The 22,923-nt window shown below is 69.5% G+C and carries 20 protein-coding genes; 9 read left to right on the top strand and 11 right to left on the bottom strand.

Translation table 11 applies throughout. The features are described from left to right. Positions 1-744 (top strand): UDP-glucuronic acid decarboxylase family protein (locus tag HL658_RS33930; RefSeq protein ID WP_180287717.1); only part of this gene is annotated, 744 nt, incomplete at its 5' end. Between the two features lie 231 nt (positions 745-975). Here HL658_RS33930 and HL658_RS33925 read toward each other — a convergent pair. Continuing rightward, positions 976-2,208: a hypothetical protein gene (locus HL658_RS33925; RefSeq protein ID WP_180286448.1), complete on the bottom strand. Its 1,233-nt coding sequence runs from the start codon at positions 2,206-2,208 to the stop codon at positions 976-978. A gap of 526 nt (positions 2,209-2,734) precedes the next feature. Between HL658_RS33925 and HL658_RS33920 the strand changes: the two genes are divergently transcribed. From HL658_RS33920 to HL658_RS33895, 6 genes are read left to right on the top strand one after another with little or no spacing between them, the layout of a single operon-like run. Then, positions 2,735-4,210 (top strand): UbiA family prenyltransferase, encoded by a 1,476-nt coding sequence (locus tag HL658_RS33920; protein ID WP_180286447.1) that lies wholly within the window; start codon positions 2,735-2,737, stop codon positions 4,208-4,210. A gap of 33 nt (positions 4,211-4,243) precedes the next feature. Further along, positions 4,244-5,683 (top strand): FAD-binding oxidoreductase, encoded by a 1,440-nt coding sequence (locus tag HL658_RS33915; RefSeq protein ID WP_343055417.1) that lies wholly within the window; start codon positions 4,244-4,246, stop codon positions 5,681-5,683. Further along, positions 5,680-6,420 (top strand): SDR family oxidoreductase, encoded by a 741-nt coding sequence (locus tag HL658_RS33910; protein ID WP_180286446.1) that lies wholly within the window; start codon positions 5,680-5,682, stop codon positions 6,418-6,420. Before HL658_RS33915 ends, HL658_RS33910 begins: the two co-directional genes overlap by 4 nt. A gap of 12 nt (positions 6,421-6,432) precedes the next feature. After that, positions 6,433-7,374 carry an NAD-dependent epimerase/dehydratase family protein gene (locus HL658_RS33905; protein ID WP_180286445.1) on the top strand — a complete coding sequence of 314 codons (942 nt, stop codon included), beginning with the start codon at positions 6,433-6,435 and terminating at the stop codon, positions 7,372-7,374. A 35-nt stretch (positions 7,375-7,409) separates the two neighbouring features. Beyond that, positions 7,410-8,693: an NAD(P)/FAD-dependent oxidoreductase gene (locus tag HL658_RS33900; RefSeq protein ID WP_180286444.1), complete on the top strand. Its 1,284-nt coding sequence runs from the start codon at positions 7,410-7,412 to the stop codon at positions 8,691-8,693. Beyond that, entirely contained in the window at positions 8,690-9,115 is a 426-nt protein-coding gene (locus tag HL658_RS33895; RefSeq protein ID WP_343055416.1) for a GtrA family protein, read from the top strand. Before HL658_RS33900 ends, HL658_RS33895 begins: the two co-directional genes overlap by 4 nt. Positions 9,116-9,125: 10 nt before the next feature. Here HL658_RS33895 and HL658_RS33890 read toward each other — a convergent pair whose 3' ends face one another. Beyond that, positions 9,126-10,133, bottom strand: coding sequence for a lysylphosphatidylglycerol synthase transmembrane domain-containing protein (locus HL658_RS33890; RefSeq protein WP_180287716.1), 1,008 nt, complete (start codon positions 10,131-10,133; stop codon positions 9,126-9,128). Positions 10,134-10,530: 397 nt separating this feature from the next. On the opposite strand from HL658_RS33890, the gene HL658_RS33885 reads away from it, so the two are divergent. Further along, on the top strand, positions 10,531-11,853 hold the full coding sequence (locus tag HL658_RS33885; protein WP_180286442.1) for a hypothetical protein: 1,323 nt from the start codon (positions 10,531-10,533) through the stop codon (positions 11,851-11,853). Between the two features lie 7 nt (positions 11,854-11,860). Here the strand turns inward: HL658_RS33885 and HL658_RS33880 are convergent, their stop codons facing one another. The 3 genes from HL658_RS33880 to HL658_RS33870 all read right to left on the bottom strand — a co-directional run bounded on the left by HL658_RS33880 (position 11,861) and on the right by HL658_RS33870 (position 14,898). Further along, complete coding sequence (locus HL658_RS33880) at positions 11,861-12,874, bottom strand: glycosyltransferase family 2 protein (protein WP_180286441.1); 1,014 nt, start codon at positions 12,872-12,874, stop codon at positions 11,861-11,863. Positions 12,875-12,881: 7 nt separating this feature from the next. Further along, entirely contained in the window at positions 12,882-14,318 is a 1,437-nt protein-coding gene (locus HL658_RS33875) for an HlyD family type I secretion periplasmic adaptor subunit (protein ID WP_180286440.1), read from the bottom strand. Between the two features lie 205 nt (positions 14,319-14,523). Then, the gene (locus tag HL658_RS33870; protein WP_180286439.1) at positions 14,524-14,898 is read right to left on the bottom strand and encodes a hypothetical protein; all 375 of its coding nucleotides are present in this window, start codon (positions 14,896-14,898) and stop codon (positions 14,524-14,526) included. A gap of 297 nt (positions 14,899-15,195) precedes the next feature. On the opposite strand from HL658_RS33870, the gene HL658_RS33865 reads away from it, so the two are divergent. After that, a complete protein-coding gene (locus HL658_RS33865; RefSeq protein WP_180286438.1) occupies positions 15,196-16,059 on the top strand; it encodes an Abi family protein in 864 nt (287 codons plus the stop codon). 36 nt (positions 16,060-16,095) lie between these two features. On the opposite strand, the gene HL658_RS33860 is transcribed toward HL658_RS33865, so the two are convergent. The 6 genes from HL658_RS33860 to HL658_RS33835 all read right to left on the bottom strand — a co-directional run bounded on the left by HL658_RS33860 (position 16,096) and on the right by HL658_RS33835 (position 22,675). Continuing rightward, on the bottom strand, positions 16,096-16,413 hold the full coding sequence (locus HL658_RS33860) for a type II toxin-antitoxin system VapB family antitoxin (protein WP_180286437.1): 318 nt from the start codon (positions 16,411-16,413) through the stop codon (positions 16,096-16,098). Between the two features lie 47 nt (positions 16,414-16,460). After that, positions 16,461-18,659 carry a peptidase domain-containing ABC transporter gene (locus HL658_RS33855; RefSeq protein ID WP_180286436.1) on the bottom strand — a complete coding sequence of 733 codons (2,199 nt, stop codon included), beginning with the start codon at positions 18,657-18,659 and terminating at the stop codon, positions 16,461-16,463. A gap of 58 nt (positions 18,660-18,717) precedes the next feature. Then, complete coding sequence (locus HL658_RS33850) at positions 18,718-19,059, bottom strand: hypothetical protein (protein ID WP_180286435.1); 342 nt, start codon at positions 19,057-19,059, stop codon at positions 18,718-18,720. Between the two features lie 99 nt (positions 19,060-19,158). Next, complete coding sequence (locus tag HL658_RS33845) at positions 19,159-20,394, bottom strand: GNAT family N-acetyltransferase (RefSeq protein ID WP_180286434.1); 1,236 nt, start codon at positions 20,392-20,394, stop codon at positions 19,159-19,161. Next, positions 20,391-21,164, bottom strand: a complete 774-nt coding sequence (locus HL658_RS33840; protein WP_180286433.1) for an FkbM family methyltransferase — start codon at positions 21,162-21,164, stop codon at positions 20,391-20,393. Before HL658_RS33840 ends, HL658_RS33845 begins: the two co-directional genes overlap by 4 nt. A gap of 41 nt (positions 21,165-21,205) precedes the next feature. After that, positions 21,206-22,675 carry a mannose-1-phosphate guanylyltransferase/mannose-6-phosphate isomerase gene (locus HL658_RS33835; protein ID WP_180286432.1) on the bottom strand — a complete coding sequence of 490 codons (1,470 nt, stop codon included), beginning with the start codon at positions 22,673-22,675 and terminating at the stop codon, positions 21,206-21,208. Between the last annotated feature and the right edge of the window lie 248 nt (positions 22,676-22,923).

Here is a 22,923-nt window from a genome sequence, read left to right as displayed (position 1 = left end):
GTCGACCGCATCTACAACCTCGCCTGCCCGGCCTCGCCCGTGCACTACCAGTTCGACCCGGTGCAGACGACCAAGACCAGCGTGCACGGCGCCATCAACATGCTGGGGCTGGCCAAGAGGCTGGGGGCGACCATCCTGCAGGCCTCGACCAGCGAGGTCTACGGCGATCCCGCCGTGCACCCGCAGCCGGAGGAGTATTGGGGCAACGTCAACCCCATCGGCCCGCGCGCCTGCTACGACGAGGGCAAGCGCTGCGCCGAGACGCTGTTCTTCGACTACCACCGCCAGCACCGGCTGCCGATCAAGGTGGTGCGCATCTTCAACACCTATGGCCCCCGCATGCACCCCGACGACGGGCGGGTGGTGTCCAACTTCATCGTCCAGGCCCTGAAGGGCGATCCCATCACCATCTACGGCGACGGCACGCAGACGCGCTCCTTCTGCTACGTGGACGACCTGATCGAAGGCTTCGTCCGCTTCATGGACAGCGATCCCGCGATCCCCGGCCCGCTCAACATCGGCAACCCGGCGGAGTTCACCATGCTGGAACTGGCGGAGCTGGTGATCCGCAAGACCGACTCCGCGTCGCCCATCGTCCACCGGCCGCTGCCGGCCGACGACCCCCGCCAGCGCCGCCCCGACATCACCAGGGCGAAGGATCTGCTGGGCTGGGAACCCACGGTGGCGCTGGAGGACGGGCTGGAGCGCACCATCCGCTATTTCCGCGACCGCTTCTTCGCGTAATACCGTGTTCGGAAAGTCCTGACTTTCCGAACACGGTATCGTCCGCGACTGCGGGCGCGCGCCGATCGGCGCGAAGCCTGCGTGGCGTATGAACGCAGCGGTCAGAATTTTTCTGACCGCGTATAAAGCCCGAAGCGGGACCGTGGACGTTGTCGTCTTCGGGTCGCCGTGGAGGCTCGGGGCGGGGATTGAACCGCTCCGGATTCTCCAACGATTCTCCGGTGGGCGGGGCTACGGACCGATCAGACCGCGCCCCACCAGGCGCTCGCATTCCTGGCGGGTCAGGTCGATGAACCAAAGATCGGCCGGCTGGGCCGTGAGCCCGGCGAAGTGAATGGGAATTCGCTGAGTGCCGGGCTCCTCGTTGCGCAGGCAGCGGTCGAGGTGGGCGCGCCAGTCCAGGTGCTGGTGGTACCGTGCGAAATGTCCCGTGGCGTTGGCCAGGGCCAGGGCGATGGCCGCCATGATCACCGGCTTTATCGGCGGTTTCGCGAGGACGATCATCCACACCAGAGCCCAGGACAACACGATGTAAGGGTAGAAGTAGTAGCGCGGCCCGGCCAGAATGGGATGAGTAATCGCAGGAGTCTGGCGCAGCGAAGACAGGCCGGCGAGCGCAAAAATGGTCAGGACGGCAATCAAAAAATAGAATTCCCGCCGGAACAACGCTATCCAGCAGCCATAGGCGAGCAGACCAAGCATCACTACCGCCGCAGCCAGGGTATAGGGCCAGTCGGCGAAAGAATAGACTGTGAAATATCCGAAGTATTTCTCCATGAAAACGAATACGTCGGCTATTTTGAGCGGATTGCTGGTGGCGGTGCTGGGATGGCCCAACACCAGGATGGTCTGCACCACCGCAACACCGGTGGCTAGCCCGGCAACCAGCGCGTCGGCGCGCCGGCGCTCCAGCAGCGCGCGCAGCCAGAACAGCGGGGTCAGGCCGACGATGACGGGGGCCGAGAAACCGCCGAAAACAACATAGGCGACCTGAAGCCCACGCCATTTGCCGGATCGGTTCCACAGCAGAGCCAGGATGGCAAGGATGCCGCCCCACCAGAACGCCATCAGCGATACGCCGAACGCTTCGGGATCGGTGGGGATCAGCAGGGTCAGAACGGCGCACAACCAACGCCAGCGCAACTCGGTCGGGGAAAAGGCAATAGCCACGATCACGCTGAGCGTGAAGATGATCGTGAGCGTGTAGCTGACTTCAGGATAATAATAAAAAGAAATCAGAGTCGACACGATGTTTATTATCTTGGTCGGCAGGACGATATAACCCTGAACCGGGACAAAAATCGACAACAAGCCATGATTGAGGAAATCGCGAATCGCATGCGAATCCTCAACCCATACATAAGGATCGAGAAACTGGTCGGGGCGGCGCGCGATCAGCAGAATCGTTGCCAGCAACAGCAGGAGCGGGATGGTAATGGCGGGAGACTGGGCATTGGTGCTCAAGAATAGCCTAACACCGTTCCACAAGGAGGTGTTGGCCCTGGACGCGCTTGAAGACATGAAAGAACCCCACCGGCGATCGTGCGCCGCTTATGCGAGATTTCCTGGCTGGATGAGGCTTCCACCCAACGGAAGCTTAGAATACTCTACTCCAGCAGCATCCCGAAAGGCTTTTCCGTTTTATCCGGTAGCATGAATGGCGCATTCAACGCATATCTGATCATTGATTGCTACTTCTACAATCCGAAACCACCCAATCCCGAATTTCAGCCACCGAAGGTTTTCATGATTCATACCGCCTGCCTCGATCACGTTCGGCTTGCCGGCCCCGGCCCGGTGGCGTCCCGGCATTGCAGCCGGTCCTCACCGCGTTCAAGCTGATCGCCGACCATTGCGAGGCGCGTGCCTGGGTATGCTCGAACATCCGCACACCCGGCCGCTTGTGCGTTGCGGTGGCGGGGGGGGGAATGGCTACAGTCCGGGCCAGCCGGCGACGTGCCCGGCGCACGGGCAGCAGGCCGAGGAATCGATGAAGGGTCAGGGAGCCATCGCCGAACCGGATGTCCCCACCGCTTCTCCGGCGGCGGACATCCCCCTGGTCGTCGATCTCGACGGCACGCTGCTGCGCACCGACCTGCTCTACGAATGCCTGCTGGCGCTGGTCCGCCAGAAGCCCTGGATGGTCCTGCTGCTGCCGTTCTGGCTGCTGGCGGGCAAGGCCGTGTTCAAGCGCCGGCTGGCGGAACAGGTCGAGCTCGACATCGAGGGCATGCCGGTCAACGAGGGGCTGCTCGGCTGGCTGCGGGAGGAGAAGGCGCGCGGCCGGACCCTGGCCCTGGTCTCCGCCTCCGACCACAGGCTGGTGGAGGCGGTGGCGGAGCGCTTCGGCCTGTTCGACGCGGTGAAGGGCAGCGACGGCACCGTCAACCTGGCCGGGAACGCCAAGCTGGCCGCCATCCGCGCCCGCTTCGGGGACGCCTTCACCTATGTCGGCGACAGCCGCCACGATCTGGCGGTGTGGGAGGGGTGCCGCTCGGCCATGCTGGCGGGGCACCGGGTGGCCCGTATGCGCGCCTGCCTGTCCCCCGCCGTGGTGGTGGCCGGGGAATTCCCCTCCCCCGCCATGCGCCTGCGCAGCTGGGCCAAGGCGCTGCGGCTGCACCAGTGGGCGAAGAACGGACTGATCTTCGTGGCGCCGCTGCTGGCCGGGCTGATCGGCGAGCCGGCGGCGGTGGGCGCCTCGCTGGCCGCCTTCCTGCTGTTCGGGCTGCTGGCGTCGGCCACCTACCTGATCAACGACCTGCTGGACCTGCCGGCCGACCGCCGGCACCGCAGCAAGCGGCTGCGACCCTTGGCCGCGGGCGACCTGCCGATCCGCGACGCGCTGCTGGCGGCCCCCGTGCTGATGCTGGGGGCGTTCCTGCTGCTGCTGCTGCTGCCGCTGAAGTTCGCCGGCGTGGCGCTGCTCTACCTCGTGGTCACGCTCTCCTATTCGCTGCATGTGAAGCGGGTGCCGATCCTCGACATGATCGTGCTGGCCGGCCTCTTCACCATCCGCATCATGGCCGGGATCGCGGCGGTCGGCACCGAACTGACGCCCTGGCTGCTGACCTTCTCCATGTTCTTCTTTCTCAGCCTCGCCGGCATCAAGCGCTTCACGGAATGCCAGCTGATGGCGGCGGAGGGGCGCGACCGGCTGGCCGGGCGCGGCTACCGGCCGGGCGACGCGCCCTGGCTGATGGCGATGGGAGCGGCCAGCGGCTTCTGCTCGACGCTGGTCTTCTTCATCTACCTGGTTGACGAGCGTTCGCCGATGCATCAATACAACAGTCCGGAGTGGCTGTGGCTCATCTGCATCGTTCTCGGCTACTGGCTCAGCCGGGCCTGGCTGCTGGCCCTGCGCGGCGAGATGAACGACGACCCCGTCCTCTTCGCGCTCAAGGACCGGCTGTCGCTGGCGCTCGCCGGGTTCGTGGCGGTGACCGTGGCGCTGGCGCACCTCTGACCCATCCCTCTGACCCTTCGTGATCCGCCCGCCGTGACCGGTTTCCAGGACAGCCGAACCTACAGGGCGTGGGGCCGTGCGCACCGCTTCGCCCACGCCGTGGCCCGCCCCCGCTTCGCCGACGAGGCGGCATCCCTGCTGGCCGCGCCGGACGGCCCCACCTCCGTCCTCCCCTACGGCATGGGGCGCTCCTACGGGGATTCCTGCCTGAACCGCGACGGCGGGCTGCTGGACGCGCGCGGGCTCGACCGCTTCGTCGCCTTCGACCGGGAAACCGGCCTGCTGGAGGTGGAGGGCGGCGTCACGCTGGCCGACATCCTGCGGGTGCTGGATCACGCCCCACCAAGCGAACGGCGCTGGTTCCTGCCGGTCACCCCCGGCACCAAGTTCGTGACGGTCGGCGGCGCCATCGCCAACGACGTGCACGGCAAGAACCACCACGAGGCCGGCACCTTCGGCCGGCATGTGGCGGGGCTGCGGCTGCTGCGCTCGGACGGGCGGGTGCTCGACTGCTCGATGGCCGACAACCCGGAGCTGTTCGCCGCCACCATCGGCGGGCTCGGCCTCACCGGGCTGATCCTGCGGGCCGCCATCCGGCTGAAGCCGGTGCCGGGACCGTGGATGGAGAGCGAGGACATCCGCTACGAGACGCTGGAGGATTTCTTCGCGCTCAGCGAGGAGTCGCTGGCGGGCTGGGAGTATTCGGTCGCCTGGATCGACTGCCTGGCGAAGGGCCGCGCGCTGGGGCGCGGCATCTTCACCCGCTCCCGCCACACCGGCGAGGCCCCGGCCGGGGCGAAGCCCCGCACCGCCTACGAGCCGCGCCTGTCGGTGCCGCTGGACTTCCCGGGCTTCGCCCTCAACAAGGCCAGCATCACCGCCTTCAACGCGCTCTACCGCCGCCGCATCCCGGCCGGCGGCACGCGCGGCACCGTGCACTACGACCCTGTCTTCTACCCGCTGGACGCCATCGGGCTGTGGAACCGCATGTACGGCGCCCGCGGCTTCTACCAGTACCAGTGCGCGGTCCCCACCGCCGGTGCGCCGGAAACGGTGCGCGCACTGCTGGAAACCATCGCCGCGGCGGGCCAGGGGTCCTTCCTCGCCGTGCTGAAGACGCTGGGCGACGTGCCGTCGCCGGGGCTGCTGTCCTTCCCCATGCCGGGGGCCACGCTGGCGCTCGACTTCCCCAACACCGGGGCGGCGACCCACGCGCTGCTCGACCGGCTCGACGCCATCGTGGCGGAGGCCGGCGGCCGCCTCTACCCGGCCAAGGACGGGCGCATGCCGGCCGGCCTCTTCCAGAGCGGCTATCCCCGCTGGCGGGAGTTCGCCGCCCACATCGACCCCCGCTTCTCGTCCAGCTTCTGGCGGCGGGTGAGCGTCCCGGTCGATCAGCCTTCCCTTGGCCCCTCCCCTGGCCCTTCCGACAGCCCCCCTTCCCACAGCCCCAGCCCGAGTCCCCGCCCATGACCCGCCTCGCCGTCTTCGGCGCCACCTCGGCCATCGCCGGGGCGGTGGCCCGCCTCTACGCCGCCGAGGGCGCCAGCCTGTTCCTGGTGGCGCGCAACGCCGCAAGGCTGGAGGCGCTGGCGGCCGACCTGCGCGCCCGCGGGGCGGCGGCGGTGACCACCGCGGTGGCCGACCTCAACGACCTCGACCGCCACCCGGAGCTGGTGGAGCGCGCGCGCGCGGCACTCGACGGGCTGGACGCGGTGCTGATCGCCCACGGCACGCTGTCCGACCAAGCCGCCTGCGAGGCGGACGCGGGCCTCGCGCGGGCCGAGCTGACCACCAACTTCCTCGGCCCGGTGTCGCTGCTGACGGCACTCGCCCCCGTCATGGAGCGGCAGAACCGCGGCTCGATCGCCGTCATCGGCTCGGTCGCCGGCGACCGCGGGCGGGGCAGCAACTATGTCTACGGCAGCGCCAAGGGCGGGCTCGGCGTCTTCGTGCAGGGGCTGCGGCACCGGCTGGGGCGCAGCAACGTGGCGGTCACGCTGGTCAAGCCGGGCTTCGTCGACACCCCCATGACCGCCGCCCTGCCCAAGGGCGGGCCGCTGTGGGCCAAGCCGGAGCGGGTGGCGGCCGACATCCGCCGGGCGCTGGACCGCGGCCCCGCGGTGCTCTACACCCCCTGGTTCTGGCGCTGGATCCTGCTGATCATCCGCCTGCTGCCCGACGCCGTCTTCCGCCGCACCCGCCTGTAAGGTTTCCGAAAGATGCTCAAGCCCACCGACAAGATCGTGCTGTATGGCGGCGCCGGGCTGGTCGGCCAGAACCTCGTGGTGCTGCTGAAGGAGGAGGGGTTCTCCAACCTCGTCATCGTCGACAAGCACAGCGCCAACCTCGCCATCCTGCGCCGCCTGCACCCGGAGCTGACCGCCATCGAGGCCGACATGGCCGGGCCCGGCGCCTGGGAACAGGCGACCGCAGGGGCCGCCGCCGTGGTGATGCTGCAAGCCCAGATCGGCGGCGAGGTGGAGGAGGAGTTCCGCCGCAACAACATCCTGTCCACCGAGCGGGCGCTGGCCGCCTGCAAGGCGCACGGCGTGCCCTACCTCGTCCACATCAGCTCCTCGGTCGTCAACTCCATGGCGCGCGACTGGTACACCGAGACCAAGAAGGCGCAGGAGGCGATCGTCGACGCCAGCGGCATCCCCCACTGCACCCTGCGCCCGACGCTGATGTTCGGCTGGTTCGACCGCAAGCATCTGGGCTGGCTGTCGCGCTTCATGCGGCGGGTGCCGGTGTTCCCGGTGCCGGGCTCCGGCCGCTACATGCGCCAGCCGCTCTACGCCATCGACTTCTGCCGGATCATCCTGTCCTGCCTGAAGACGCGCGCCACCGGCGCCTACAACATCACCGGGCGGGAGCGGGTGGACTACATCGACATCATCCGCACCATCAAGCGCACCGTCGGCGCCCGCACCCCCATCCTGCGCATCCCCTACTGGAGCTTCTGGGCGATGCTGAAGCTGGCCGGGCTGGCCAACCCCAACACCCCCTTCACCACCAAGCAGCTCAAGGCCCTCGTCACCCCCGACGAGTTCGAGCTGATCCCCTGGTGGGACATCTTCCAGGTGCCCGCCACGCCCTTCGAGGAGGCGGTGCGCCGCACCTACGGGCCCGGCCCCTACGCCGACGTGATCCTGGAATTCTGAGGCCTGGAAGTCTGAAGTCTGGAGTTCTGACGCGCATGACCGACGTCGCCGTGATCGGTGCTGGCTCCATGGGGCTCGCCGCCGCCTACCATCTGCTGAAGGCCGGGCACCGGGTCACCCTCTTTGAGGCGGATTCCGTGGCGGGCGGCATGGCCGCCCATTTCGACTTCGGCGGGCTGAGCCTGGAGCGCTTCTACCACTTCGTCTGCAAGGCCGACCGCCCGACCTTCGAGCTGATGGACGAGCTGGGGATCGGCCAAGCCATGCGCTGGCGCCCGACCTCCATGGGCTATTTCTACGAGGGCGAGCTGCACCCCTGGGGCGACCCGGTCTCACTGCTGCGCTTCCCGCACCTGGATATCGTCTCCAAGCTGCGCTACGGGGCGCAGATGTTCACCTCCACCAAGCGGTCGGACTGGAAAAAGCTCGACCGCATCGCCGCCGACGACTGGGTGCGCGCCTGGGGGGGCGAGCGGGTGTGGTCGGTGCTGTGGGAGAAGCTGTTCACGCTGAAGTTCTTCGAGCACAGCCACGACATCTCCGCCGCCTGGCTGTGGACCCGCATCAAGCGCGTCGGCACCTCCCGCCGCAGCCTGATGCAGGAGGAGCTGGGCTACATCGAGGGCGGGTCGGAGACGCTGGTCCGGGCCCTGGTGGACCGCATCACGGCCATGGGCGGGGAGATCCGGCTGGGCTGCCCGGTGGGCGAGGTGCATGTGGAGGAGGGTGCGGTCACCGGCGTCACCGCCGGAGGCGAGCGCCGGCCCTTCGGTGCCGTCATCAGCACGGTGCCGCTGCCGCTGGTGCCGCGCATGATCCCCGGCCTGCCGGCCGATGCGAAGGCCGGCTACGCGGCGCAGCGCAACATCGGCGTGGTCTGCGTCATCCACAAGCTGCGGCGCGCGGTGACGAGGAACTTCTGGCTGAACATCAACGACCGGCGCATGGCGGTGCCGGGCATCGTGGAGTTCTCCAACCTGCGGCCGCTCGGCGCCGACCACATCGTCTATGTCCCCTACTACATGCCGGTGACCAACCCGAGCTTCGCGCGGGACGACGAGGCGTTCATAAGTGAGTCCTTCGGCTATCTGCGGACGATCAACCCGGAGCTGACGGAGGACGACCGCCTCGACTCGGCGGTCGGGCGGCTGAAACACGCCCAGCCCGTCTGCCCGCCGGGCTTCCTCGACAGCCTGCCGCCGGTGGTCAGCGCCGTGCGCGGGTTGCAGATCGCCGACACCTCCGTCTACTACCCCGAGGACCGCGGCATTTCCGAGAGCGTGCGGATCGCCCGCGAGATGGCGGAGCGGGTGGCGTGAAGGCCGTGCTGGAACGGCTGGCGGGGAACGAGTTCGCCCGCTTCCTGGTGACCGGCGGGCTGGCCGCCCTGGTCAATCTGGGCAGCCGCTTCGGCTTCAGCGCGGTGATGGACTACCGCTGGGCGGTGATCGCCGCCTATCTCTGCGGCATGACCACCGCCTGGATCCTGTCGCGCCTGTTCGTCTTCCAGGCCTCCGGCCGCTCCCGGCGGGAGGAGTTCCTGCGCTTCGGGCTGGTCAATCTGGTCGCCGCGGCGCAGGTCTGGCTGGTCTCGGTGGGGCTGGCGGAATACGCCTTCCCGGCGGTCGGTTTCACCTTCCACCCGGAGGCCGTGGCGCACGCCATCGGCGTGGTCATCCCGGTCTTCACCAGCTACCTCGGCCACAAGCATTTCAGCTTCGCCCGCCGCAAGACAGCGTGAGCGGGACGCCCTACCCCCGCGCCACCGCCACCCGGCGGGCGCGGCCCAAAGCCACCGGCAGGGCGGCCAGCCCCAGCCCCACCGCGAACCACAGGGTGGTGGCGCGGATGACCACGGCGGCGACGGCGGTGTGGATCTCCACGCCGATGGCGGCCAGCAGCCCGACCATGACCGCCTCGGTCGAGCCCAGCCCGCCCGGCAGCATCGAGGCGGCCCCCACCAGCATCGAGAAGGCGAAGACGAACACCGCCTGCTGGAAGCTCACCGCCGCCCCCAGCGCCTCCAGCACCATGTGGAAGGCCAGGCATTCGGCCAGCCAGCCGGCGGTGCCGAGCAGCAGCGCCGCCAGGTAGAGCCGCGGGGTGAAGAAGCGGGCGGTGTGGCGCAGGCTGGTGCGCACCCCGGCGAACAGCCGCGGCCAGCGCCCCACCACCCCATAGGCGAGCAGCAGCGGCCGCGCCAGCAGCCGCGGCTTCAGCAGCAGCAGCGTCCCCGCCCCCACCAGCAGCAGCGCCCCCGCCGTCACCCAGACATGGCCGCCGAAGGCACCCAGCCCGGCGAGGCAGAGCAGCAGGATGGCGTTGGCGTCGCCCACCCGGTCGCCGATGAACAGCGGCGTGGTGCGCTGGTAGGGATAGCCATGCCCGCGCTCCAGCAGCCACAGCCGCAGCAGCTCCCCCAGCTTGCCGGGGGTGGTGGTCAGGGCGAAGCCGGCGGCGTAGTAGAGCACCGTGCGCCCGAACGGCACCTCCACCCCGAGCTTGCGGCCGAACAGGTGCCAGCGCCACGCCCGGAGCCCGTAATTGACCAGCGACAGCGCCAGCATCCCGCCGATCAGCCAGGGGCTGAGCCGGCCCAGCAGGGCCAAGAACTCGTCCATGCCCAGAAGGATGCCGGCCAGCGCGGCACCGGCGGCGAACAGCGCGGCGGTGACGACCGCGACGGTCTCCGCCTGCTTCAGGAAACCCCGCCCGTTCCGGGCGAACGGAAGACCGGTGCTGGTGAGCGATCCGCGCATGGGGCTGGGTCCTGTCCTGTGGGCGGGAAGCCGGCAGCGACGGCGGCACCGCACCGGTTGCGGCGGCGGCAGGCGTGGAGCGGGAAGGTCGAGCGTGCCGTTCGGGAGTGACCGGAAACACGCTATCGACGCACTCACGGCCCGACCAATCACCGGCGATGGGGTAGCCCGGCCGGACCCGGCCCGCCGCCCGCGCCGCCGGCGGGAGCGAAGGGGGCATCCGAAGGGGCGGGGGCGGCGGGCCGAAAGGTCGCAGCCCGTCCCGGGACGGGGACCATCCGACGGGATCCGGCTGGTTTCGGCTGGACGGGACCGCTAAGGTGCCGGCACCCCGTCCCGCGCGCGGTCACCGCGCCTTCCTCCCCACCCCGTCCTCCCCGCCCCCTGCCCGCATCCGATGATCCGCCCGCTCCAGATCCTCCTCGCCGCCCTGCCGGTCGCCGTGACCGCCGCCGTCATCTTCGCCTATGGGGTGAACGTTCCCTTCTGGGACCAGTGGGAGCTGGTGCCGCTGCTGGTGAAGCAGCGGGACGGGACGCTGGCGCTCGCCGATCTGCTCCACCAGCACAACGAACACCGGATGTTCTTCCCGAACCTGATCATGGTGGGGCTGGCGCCGCTGACCGGCTGGGACATCCGAGCCGAGCTGGCGGTCAGCCTCGCGCTGGCGCTGGCGGCGCTGGGGGTGGCACTGGCGATGCTCCGGCCACTGCTGGCGGGGGCCGGGACGGCGCTGCGGCTGTGGACGCCCTTCGTGCTGTCGCTGCTGCTGTTCTCGCTGACGCAGTGGGAGAACTGGCTGTGGGGCTGGCAGATTCAATGGTTCCTCAGCCTGCTGGCGACGCTGGGCACGGTGCTGCTGCTCGACCGCGCGCTGGCGGCGCGCAACCCCTGGCCGGCGCTGGCCGGGGCGGCGGCGGCGGCCGGCGTGGTGCAGTTCAGCGTCGCCAGCGGCATCATGCTGTGGCCCGCCGGGCTGCTGATGATCCTGCTGCACCCGCGCCCCCGGCGGCTGCCCCTGGCCGCGGCCTGGGTGGTGGTGGCGGTGGCGAGCTGCGCCGTGTTCTTCGCGGGCTGGTTCCGGCCGGTGATCCCCGGCTCCGTCCCGCCGCTGGAGGTGCTGGCGAACCCCGGACCGCTGCTGGCCTACATCGCCAGCTATCTCGTCAGCCCGCTGGTGCGCGGCGACCTGCTCGGCCTCACCCCCGACCTGTACGGGTTCCTGATGCTCGCGGCGGTGCTGGGCTGCGCGGGCTGGCTTCTGGCCACCGGCTGGCACGAGCGCGCCCGGCTGCTGCCCTGGCTGGCGCTGGCCGCCTTCACCGGCGCCAACGCGCTGGTCACCGGGTTGGGGCGCGTGGTCTTCGGGGTGGCCCAGGCGCTGGGCAGCCGCTACGTGACGCTCGGCCAGCTCTTCGCCCTGTCGGCCATCGCGCTGGGCATCCTGGCGCTGCGCCGCCTGCCGGGCCGGGTCCTGCCACGCGTGGCCGGGGCCGGGCTGGCGGCGGTGGTGACGGGGCTGCTGCTGCTGGCCGGCTGGCAGAGCCGGCCCTACCTCGACGCCCGCTCCGGCCAGCTCGCCGCCGGGCTGGCCTGCCTGCCCGCCGCGGACAGCGCGCCCGACGCGTGCCTGATGCTGATCTATCCCGACGCCGGGGCTGTGCGCGCCCGCGCCGCGATGCTGCGCGATCTCGGCTGGAGCGGCTTCGCCGGTCGGTAGAGCGGCCTCACCCCGTCTTCTCCACACCGGGCTCCACGCCGGGGCCGCGGACGGCGAGATACCGCATGCGCTTCATCTCGCGCCGGCCGCGGGTGACGGTGTCCAGCACCAGCCCGCAGGCCAGCGACAGGAAGGCCAGCAGCATCAGCCCGGTGCACAGCACCGCCGTGGGCAGCCGCGGCACCAGCCCGGTCTCCAGCCAGTCGCCCACCACCGGCCCGGCCAGCCCGACCGAGAGCAGGGCGAACAGCAGGGCGAAGCCGGCGAAGAAGGGCAGCGGCCGCTCCTCCTTCACCAGCACGGCGATGGTCCTGAGAATGCGCACGCCGTCGCGGATGGTGTTGAGCTTCGAGCTCGAACCGGGTGGGCGCTCCTTGTAGGGGGTGGCCAGCTCGGCCACCGGCATGCGCAGCTCCAGCGCGTGCACGGTCAGCTCGGTCTCCGTCTCGAAGCCGGTGGACAGCGCCGGGAAGCTCTTCACGAAGCGCCGGGAAAAGACCCGGTAGCCCGACAGCATGTCGTTGACGCGCTTGCCGAAGATGCGCGCGGCGAGCCCGGTCAGCAGGCGGTTGCCGGCGCGGTGGCCGGGGCGGTAGGCGGCCGCACCACCCCCCGTACGCGCCGCGTTCACCATGTCCAGCCGGTCCTCCCACAGCCGTCGCACCAGCAGCGGGGCGGAGGCGGCGTGGTAGGTGTCGTCGCCGTCGACCAACACATACACGTCCGCCTCCACGTCGGCGAACATGCGGCGCACCACGTTGCCCTTGCCCTGCAGGGGCTCGTGCCGCACCACCGCCCCGGCGTCGCGCGCCCGCTCCACCGTCTGGTCGCGGGAGTTGTTGTCGTAGACGTACACCACGGCCCCCGGCAGCGCCGCGCGGAAATCGCGCACCACCGCGGCGATGGACGGCTCCTCGTTGTAGCAGGGGATCAGCACCGCGATCCGCGGCGAGCCCGGCAGGGCGAAGGTGGCGGCGTCGCGCGGGACGGCGTCCGGACGTTCAAGGGTCGGCAGGGTCATGGACGGCTCACGGCTCGCGGATGCTTTCGTCGAAGGCGCGGATGACGGGGTAGAGGAAGTAGGACAGGACCGAGCGGGTGCCGATGCGGATCTCCGCGGTGGCGACCATGCCGGGGCTGAGGCGGGTGCCCGCCGGCACCCCCTCCAGCGCCGTCCCGGTCAGGCGGATGCGGGCGCGGAAGACGGCGGCCCCATCGCGCGGGCCGGGCGGACCGTTCGCCGCACCCTCCCCGCCCGCCCCGCCGGCCCCAGCTCCCCAGGCCCCGCGCTGGAAGGCGTCGGCGCTGATCGTGCGCACCTCGCCGGTCAGGGTGCCGTGGCGCTGGAAGGGGAAGGCGTCGAGCTTGACGCGCACGGTGTCGCCCGCCCGCACCAGCCCGATGTCGGCCGACGGGATCTCGGCCTCCACCTCCAGCGGCACGCCGGCGGGGACCAGGGTGACCAGTGGCTCGGCCTCGCGCACGACGGACCCGACCGAGCGCTTGGCGACCTCCAGCACCACCGCGTCCACCGGGGCGGTCAGGGTGACCAGCGAGCGGCGCCGCTCGGCCTTGGTGATCTGCTCGACCAGGGTGGCGCGCTGCCGGCGCTGCTCGACCAGTTCCTCCGCCGCCTTGCGCCGCCATTCGTCGGTGAAGGCGGCGCGCTCGGCGGCGACGCGGGCCAGCTCGTGCCCGGACTCGCGCTCGCGGTTGGCCATGGACTCCAGCTCGTCGCGCAGCCGCATCCGCTCCGACCGCGCGTCCAGCCAGGACAGGCGGGAGCCGGTCTGCTTCTCGACGAGCTGGCGGCGGATGTCCTCCACCTCCGCCATCAGCGCCACCCGCTCGGCCAGACCCTTGCGGGCGCTCTGGCTGGTGGCGATCTCGGCGCGGAGCTGGGCGGCGCGCTCGTCCATGGCGTCGAGCCGGGCGCGGTGCTCGGCCCGGCGGCGCTCGAGGATGGCGGCCTGCACCGGCCCGTCCGCCCCGGCCGCCGCGGCGTCGAAGGGGGGGCCGCCAAGCTCCGCCTCCAGCCGGCCGATCTGCGCCTGCACCGCGGCCAGCCGCGCCGACAGGTCGGCCAGATCGGCGGCGGCGAAGGTGGGGTCGAGCGTCGCCAGCAGGTCGCCGGCCCTCACCGCGTCGCCCGCCTCCACCGCCACCGACCGCACGACCGCCGTCTCCAGCGGCTGCGCCACCACCAGCGGGGCCGTGGTGACCAGCCGTCCGCCCGCCGACACCGTGCGGTCGACCTGTGCCAGCGCCGCCCACAGCACGACGGCGGCCAGCAGGGCCGTCAGGGCGTAGAGGGTGGAGCGCGCCAGCCACGGCATCGGCGCCCGCTCGATCGCCTCCCCGTCCGGCAGGAACTCCACCGCGAAGGCGGGGGCGCCGCGGCGGAAGCCGAGGCGTGGTAGAAGGCGGCGGGGAGGCGGGGCGGGGCTGTCGGCTGCGGTATCCATTCCTAGGCCGTCACCGCCCCCGGAGCCGCGGATGGAACATTTGAAACGCCATGAAATATTGTGCAGAGCATGTTCAGTTCACACTGCGCCGGAGGGTCGGGTGAGGCGTCTAATGAACAAAATCCTACACTACAAGCGATGGTCTGGCAAGGCTGGAACCATGGGTAGCCCGACAAGCGGGGTCATCGCCTGACCAATGCGCCTCCTATTGAGTCTTCGGCATCCGCCAAAACCCAATCCCTTTGGCCGGTTCAATCAATCCTTTTTCCTTCATGCGATGAAGATACGATCGGAAGGTGACATCTTTAAGGCTAGGCACTACTGAAAGCGTTGACTTGTACAATACATTTCCTGAAACAGGGCCGGAAGATGACTTAAGAAGTTCCAAAATTTTCCCTTCAACAATTATCCGAGACAAGCTGTTTCGGCGCTTAACATCTTTATTGCCTGATTCTTCCAATCTTACTTTTGCGATCAGCCTTTGCAGCGCATTGCGCTCGGCTTCCAAATCCGCGATCTGCGACTCTATCTCCGAAAGCCGCCGTAGCAATTCCGATTCGATTGAAGCGAGAGGCGCCATATTCGTTTCAAATATCTTTTTTGCAACAGACATAGGGCATATGGTATGAGCCAATCCATTGAAAATCAATACGTGATTTGCCCTTGACTTTTATGCAGGGCCATGCTAGGCAACACCAGTTGCATAACTGGTGTTGCCTAGCATGGCCCTGAAATAGGTTGCGCTTGACTGTTGCAATTATGGGCAAGGCTTCTCATAGTCATATGGTCATGGGCTGCCCACGCCTCTCTTCTCAGAAGCTGTAATGGCCTTTGGGATTGAAGCGCAAAAGGGCAGCCCTTCTATTTTCAAATAGCCATGACTCATCAACCATACACAAAGCTACATTGCTCCACCGCAGACCACATAGCGCACCTTACGGCCAAGGGGCTTCATATTTCCGATCCCGCAAGAGCCGCACGTGCTATCGAGCAATTTGGGTATAATCGCCTGCGTATATACTTTCTGAGTCGACGACATATCTCAGCTCCGGGACGGCCGTTTGAATCAGGCGTTACATTTGATGATATCATCGAAATCTATGATTTTGACGGAAAGCTGCGACTTGTCTGTTTCCAGGTCTGCGCTCGCGTTGAGATAATATTCCGAAATGTAATATCTGAATATCTGAGTGCCCAGTATGGCGCTCACCCTTATTTTGATCTGAGCGTGTTTGCAAATCAGAACCTACAAAAGAACATCCTTCATAGCTTGATGACCATATACTTGAAGAAAAAATCGGCTGATCCGCGCGCAAAGCACTATTTTGATACATACAATCCTCCCATGTTGCCTCCTATATGGACGATGAAAGATCTATGGACATTTGGAGATGCAAATTATTTTTACGGTAATCTATCGCCAATCTTGGCGAATGCCATTGCAAGGCAATTTTCATTGCCCGATAGAGAAATTCTTACGAGTTGGATTAATTCTTTGATAGATCTAAGAAACATATGCAGCCATCATGACAGGCTGTTCAATAGATCATTTCAGAAAACGCCTGCCAAGGTAAGGAGGTTGGGAATACCAAGCAATAATCCGGCAAACAAGCTTCACTCATTGCTCGAGAGCGCGCAACATATTGTAAGAATTTTTGAACCCGCTTACGACTGCATAACTCCTGTCTCGCAGCTCATAGCTCAAACACCAGCTATTCGCCAAGCGGAATTGGGATTTTGACGAGAACCCACTTGGGATGCAGCGATAGGGCGACCATCAGAAGCGGCGGGAGTTGGCCAGCGGCATTCCACGCGCCTCCACATAGGCGTTGGAGCTTTCCAACGCCTCCTGGTTCTCCGTAAGCCACGCGTCCGCTGACGCGGGTGCCGTTCCGGGCCGATCCGGAATCCGGTCGAGTTCGGCCAGGATGGCGGTCGCCTGTTCCCAGACAGCGTCGTCCCCGGCTTCGGACTCCCGACCGGCGAGCATCTGGTCGACCGCCGTCTCGACGGCCTGGGCGGGGCCGAGCCCGGTCATCCGGGCCAGCCGGTCGATCTTGGCGACCAGCCCGGGGTCGGCGATCCGCAGCGTCATGGCCGTCTCCCTCGTGACTCCATCGTCGCCATCATACCACACCCCCCTCACCGCCCGCGGTTCTGCTGCTGCCAGAGGTGGCGGTAGAGCGCGCAGCGCTCCAGCAGGGTGGCGTGGGGGGCGAGGTCGGCGAGGCGGCCCTGGTCGAGGACGGCGATGGTGTCGCAGCCGGTCAGGGTCGACAGCCGGTGGGTGACGATCAGCACGGTGCGGCCGCGGGCGATGCGGGCGAGGTTGGTCATGACGATCGCCTCGCTGTCGGGGTCGAGCGCGCTGGTCGCCTCGTCCAGGATCAGGATGCGCGGCTGGGTCAGCAGGGCGCGGGCGATGGCGAGGCGCTGCTTCTGGCCGCCGGACAGGTTGCTCGCCCCCTCCTCCACCAGCGTGTCGTAGCCCTCGGGCAGGCGCTCGATGAACTCGTCGGCGCCGGCCAGCCTTGCGGCCTCGATGATCGCCTCCTGCGGGGCGTCGGGACGGGTCAGCGCGATGTTCTCGCGGATGGAGCCGCGGAACAGGAAATTGTCCTGCAGCACCACCCCGATGGAGCGGCGCAGGTGCGACAGGTCCAGCTCGCGGATGTCCACCCCGTCGAAACGGATGCGCCCTTCCTGCAGGGGGTGGAAGCCCTGGAGCAGGCGCATCAGCGTGCTCTTGCCGGATCCGCTCTTGCCGACGATGCCGACCACGGCGCCGGGCCGGACGGCGAGCGACACCCCGTCCAACGCCGGCGGCCGGTCGGGCCGGTAGCGGAACGTTACGGAGTCGATCTCGATGGCCCCGCGCAAGGTGGGGGCGGCGCCCGTGCCCTCGCGCCGCGGCTCCGGCCGCTGGTTCATCACCGTGCCCAGCATGCGCACGGACAGCAGCGTCTCCTGGTACTGGTGGACGATGCCGACGATCTGCACCAGCGGCGTCACCACCCGGCCCGACAGCATCTGGAAGGCGATGAGCGCACCGACGGTCAATTCGCGATCGAAAACATCGAAGGCGCCGGCCGCCACCACGGCGACCATCATGGCCTTCTCCAGGAACTCGGTCAGCGCGCGGGCGGTCAGCGACAGCTTGCCGACGCGGTAGTGCATGCCGACCGCGCGCGCCGCCCGGCGGTCCCACAGCCGGCGCTGCACCGGCTCGGCCGCCGCCGACTTCACCGTGCGCATGCCGTGGATGGTCTCCACCAGCATGGCCTGCCGCTCGGCGTCGGCGGTGTAGAGATCCTGGAGGCGGGAGCGGTAGGCCGGCACCAGCGCCACCACCACCAGCGCGATCAGCGCCGCGAAGCCCAGCACGATCAGCGTCAGCTTGACGCTGTAGAAGAACAGGAAGGGCAGGAAGACCAGCAACACCAGGCTGTCCAGCACGGTGGACAGCAGATGCCCGGTCAGGAACTCGCGGATGCGCTCGACCTGCTGCATGTGGCGCACGGTGACGCCGGCCGGATGCGCCTCGAAGAAGCCGACGGGCAGGTCCAGCAGATGGCCGAAGGTGCGGTTGAGCAGCCTTATGTCGATGCGGTTGGCGGCGGCCAGCAGGATGAACTGGCGCAGGAAGCGGAACACCGACTCGAAGGCGAGCGCGGCCAGCACGCCGACCGTCAGCACCTCCAGCGTGGTCACGGCCTGGTGCACCAGGACCTTGTCGATCACGATCTGGAAATAGACCGGCACCGCCAGCGCCAGCAGGTGCAGCACGATGGCGGCCACCGCCACGTCGCGGAAGGCGCGGCCCTGGCGCAGCACCTCCGGGATGAACCACGCGATGCCGAAGGGCTGGTCCGGATCGGTGATGCCGAAGACCGGCTTCAGGAAGAGGATCTCGCCGGTCCAGGTCCGGGTGAAGCGCTCGCGGTCCAGCTCGATCACGCCCGGCCGGTCGGCCAGCGGGTCCACCACCCCCACCCTGGGCTCCGCCCCGGCACGGTTGATGCCGACCAGCACCACGGTGTTGCCGTTGGCGAGCCGCGCCAGCAGCGGGAAGACGTGCGGCAGCGCCACCAGATCGTCCCAGCCGAGGCTGCGCAGCTCCGCCTTGAAGCCGCTGCCCTTCGCCACCCGCCGCAGTTCGTCCGCCGCCGGCTCGCCGGCCGGCAGGGTGAAGCGGTGGCGCAGCGCCTCCACCGACAGCCGCAGCCCGTGGTGCAGCCCGACCATGACGAGGCAGGTCAGCCCGGTGTCGGGCGCCGGCTTGGGAGGCGCGGGGGGAGCCGCCTCGGGCGGCCGGGGGAAGGGAAGGACGGCTTCGGACATGGGGCTTTCCGGCGACGGATCGTTCCGGGGATCGTTCCGGCGGCGGCCGGGTGCCGCCTCAGCCGAAGTTCGGGGAGCGCGGCGGAGCCGGCGGCTGAACGGTGGACGGCGTCTCGGCCGGGGTTGCGGCGCGGGCGGCGGGCGGTGGCAGCACGCCGGCCTGCTCGAGCTGGCGGCGCATCCCCTCCATCGCCTGGAGCGCCGACAGGAAGCCCGGCAGGCTCATCACCACCCGCTGGCGGAGCGCCGGCAGGGGCTGGCCGTTGGCGTCGCGGCGCACCGCCGACAGGCTGAACAGGTCGATCCGCACCATCCCGTTGCCGAAACCGACGTCGAGCACGCCGTCGGCGAAGAGTTCGGGGATCGCGTGGTCGGGGGGCGTGTCGCTGGTCTGGGTCATGCCGGGTCGCTGAAAATTGGACGTTGCCGACGTCCTTCGGTTGAAGGGCTCCGGAACCCTACAGGAAATCGCCACCCCGCGCCAACGCGACCGGACGCCCTAGGACGGCGGGCCGAGGCCTGCGTCCGGCCCCCCCTGTCCGGCACCCCCTTGTCCGGCACCGGTCATCGGCCGGGCGCGGTAGGGCGAGCGGGCCGCCAGCGCCTCCCGGTGCTGCCGGACATTGGCGCGCTCCACCTCCAGGAAGCGGGCGACGCCGTCACGCAGGCGCGGGTCGGCGAACCAGTGCATCCCGTGCACCAGCGCCGGACGGAAGCCGCGCTGTCCCTTGTGCGGCCCGCCATGGCCGCCGTCGATGGCGGCGTAGCCCTGCTCGATGGCGTACTCGATGGTGCGGTAGAGCGAGACCTCGAAATGCAGGAAGCGGTGGGCTCCGTCACCGCCCCAGTGACGCATGTGCAGGATACCGTCGCCCAGCACGCGGACGGCGGCGCCGGCCGCAACGCCGTCCTCCTCCACCACGATCATCAGCAGCCGCCCGGGGATGGCCTCCCCCAGCCGCCGGAAGAAGCCGGGGGTCAGGGGCGGCGGCGTGGCGCGGCGGCGGTGGGTGGCCTCGTACAGCCGCATGAAGCCGTCCCAGTCCGCCGGCCGGATGCGATCGCCGGGCAGGATGCGCACACGCACGCCGCTGGCGGCCACCGCGCGCCGCTCGCGCAGGACGTTGCCGCGGCGCTTGGGCGTGAGGGCGGCCAGGAAGTCGTCGAAGGAGCGGTAGCCGGGGTTGTCCCAGCGGTACTGCACGCCCTGGCGCGGCAGCCAGCCGGCCTCCGACAGGCGCCTCCGGTCGACCTCCTCCAGGAAGGCGGCGTGGATGGAGGACAGGCGGTTCTCCCGCGCCAGCGTCTCCAGCCCCGCCACCAGAGTGCGGGCGGTGTGCGGCGGGGCGCCGGGGCGCAGCAGCAGGCGGGGGCCGGCCACCGGGGTGAAGGGGACGCCGACCAGCAGCTTCGGGTAATAGCGCCCGCCCACCGTCGCGAAGGCGTCGGCCCATGGCCGCTCCGGCCAGAAATCGCCGGCCGCGTTCCCCTTGGCGTAGACCGGGGCCGCCCCCACCAGCCGTCCGGCGGCGTCGCGCACCGTGGCGTGCAGGGGCTGCCATCCGGTCTCCGGCCGCACCACGCCCCCCTCCTCGAAGGCCGCCAGGACGGCGTGGGTCACGAAGGGATCGGCGGTGCCGGCGCAGGCGTCCCACTCCGCGCTATCGATGCGGCCGATGCCGGGCACGAAGGAAACGGCCAGCGGCTCCTCCGGCAATGCCCCGACCGCGTTCATCCCGACCCGCCGTCCACCCGCCCGCCTTCCACCCGCCCACTGGCCACCTGGCGGAACAGCAGGTCGGCCTGCACGCAGGCACCCGCGGCGTCGCGCGTCGCCACCCCCACCCCGGCCAGCCCGAAGCCCTGGGCGGCGAGGTGGGCCACCAGCTCGTGGGCGAGCGGCTGGCCGTCGTAGAGCGGCCGGAAGGACAGCTCGGCGTAGACATGGTCGACCGCGCCCAGCAGCCGCCCGGCGCCGCGCAGTGCCGCCAGCTCGCCGCCCTGCACATCGAGCTTGAGCAGGCAGGGCCGGGCGATGGTGTCGGCCGGGAACAGCCCGTCCAGCGTGGCGACCGGCACGCTCCGCGTCCCCGCCGGGGCGCTGTCCGGCGCGAAGCGGAGCTGACCGGCCCCGATCGGCAGCAGGGAGGAACAGTCGCTGCGGCGCGCCAAGTGCAGCACCGCCTCCCCCGCCCGCTCGGCGGCGGCGACCCGGTGCAGCCGCACCCGCGGGTTGCCGGCGAACAGCCGGGCATAGGCGTCGGCGGCCTCCGGCTGCGGCTCCAGGGCGTGGATGGCGGCGTCGGGGAAGAGCGCCGCCGCCAGCAGCGAGAACTGGCCGCGGTGGGCGCCGACGTCGATCACCGTGGCCGGGGCCAGCCCGGCCAGGGCCGCCCGGTGCTCCACCGCCGCCGCCACCCCGTGCGCCAGCCCGCGCCGGAACAGCGGCTCCGGCAGCAGCCGGAGCAGCTTCAGCGCCTTGCGCACGGTGTCGCCGACCCGCACCGCCCGTCTCCCTTCCCCGGCTCCCTCCCCGGCGCGCCGCCTCAGCCGCGGCCGTAGGAATCGTCGAGGCGGACGATGTCGTCCTCGCCGAGGTAGGAGCCCGACTGCACCTCGATGATGGTCAGCGGCACCTTGCCGGGATTCTCCAGCCGGTGCACGGCGCCGATGGGGATGTAGATGGACTGGTTCTCGTAGACGAAGACCTGCTCCTCGCCGCGGGTGACCAGCGCGGTGCCGTTCACCACCACCCAATGTTCGGCGCGGTGGTGATGGCGCTGCAGCGACAGCCGCGCGCCGGGGGCGACCGACAGCTCCTTCACCTGGAAACGCTCGCCCGCGTGCACCGACCGGTAGGAGCCCCAGGGGCGGTGCACCTTGCGGTGGCTGACCGGCTCGGACCGGCCGGCCTTCTTCAGCCGGTCGACGACCTTCTTGACGTCCTGGGCGCGGTCCTTGGCGGCGACCAGCACGGCGTCGTCGGTGACCACGACGACGGCGTCCTCGATGCCGACGAGGGCGGTCAGGTGGTGCTCGCTGCGCACGTAGCAGCCGGACGCCCCCTCCGCCACCACGTCGCCCAGCAGCACGTTGCCGGCGGCGTCCCTGGCCCCGACCTCCCACAGGGCGGACCAGACGCCGACGTCGGTCCAGCCCAGCTCGCAGGGAACGACGGCCGCGCGGTCCGTGCGCTCCATGACCGCCACGTCGATGGCCAGGTCGGGGGCACGGCCGAAGGCCGCGGGGTCCAGGCGGAAGAAGTCGAGGTCGGCGCTGCCGGCGGCCAGCGCTGCGCGCGCCGCCTCCAGCACCGCCGGGGCGTGGCGCTCCAGCTCGGCCAGCAGGACCGCGGCGGGGAACAGGAACATGCCGCTGTTCCAGGCGTAGCCGCCGTCGGCCAGATACCCCTCCGCCACCGCGCGGTTCGGCTTCTCCACGAAGGCGGCGACCTCGAAGACGCCCTCCAGCCCCGCCCCCTCCGGTCCGGCCCCCTCCGGTCCGGTCAGCGCGCCGCCGCGGCGGATGTAGCCGTAGCCGGTCTCCGGTGCGGTCGGGGTGATGCCGAAGGTGACCAGCCGGCCCGCCGCCGCGGCCAGGGCGGCGCGGTCGACGGCGCGGCGGAAGGCGCCGGTGTCCTGGATCAGATGGTCGGCCGGCAGCACCAGCAGCAGCGCGTCCGGGTCGTCGGCCGCCGCCATCAGTGCCGCCACCGCGCAGGCCGCGGCGGTGTTGCGGCCGAACGGCTCCAGCACGATGGCGCGGGGCGGGCAGCCGATGGCGCGGAACTGCTCGGCGATGACGAAGCGGTGCTCCTGGTTGCAGACCACCAGCGGCGGCGCGAAGCGTGCGGAATCGGCGACGCGGGCGGCCGTGTCCTGGATCATCGAGCGGTCGGAGCAGAGGTTCAGGAGCTGCTTGGGGTAGAGCTCCCGCGACATCGGCCACAGCCGGGATCCGGACCCGCCGGACAACAGGACGGGAAGGATCTTGCGCTCCGGGGACGAGTTGTTCATGCCACCACCATCATGCCGCGCGGCCCTTATAGACCGCGCTCCCGCCCCGCCACAAGGCGGGGGGCGGGAGCGGACGGGGACAAGGAACGGGCCGTCGGGTTTGGAGTCTTGTCGCGCCCTCCGGAGGGCGGCCCGGCCCTGGTCACAGCCACGCGGGGGCTGCTCCACCCGCCCCACCGATTCGCATCCGAGTCGCCGGGATCCACCGGTTCGACTCCGATTCGCCTTGCCGGACAAAGTTTTCGGCT

The organism is Azospirillum oleiclasticum (assembly GCF_013423485.1).
In the GTDB taxonomy this organism is placed as follows: Bacteria; Pseudomonadota; Alphaproteobacteria; order Azospirillales; family Azospirillaceae; genus Azospirillum; species Azospirillum oleiclasticum.
The sequence above is the reverse complement of the archived record's forward strand: the minus strand, read 5'-3'. Positions and strand labels throughout refer to the sequence as shown.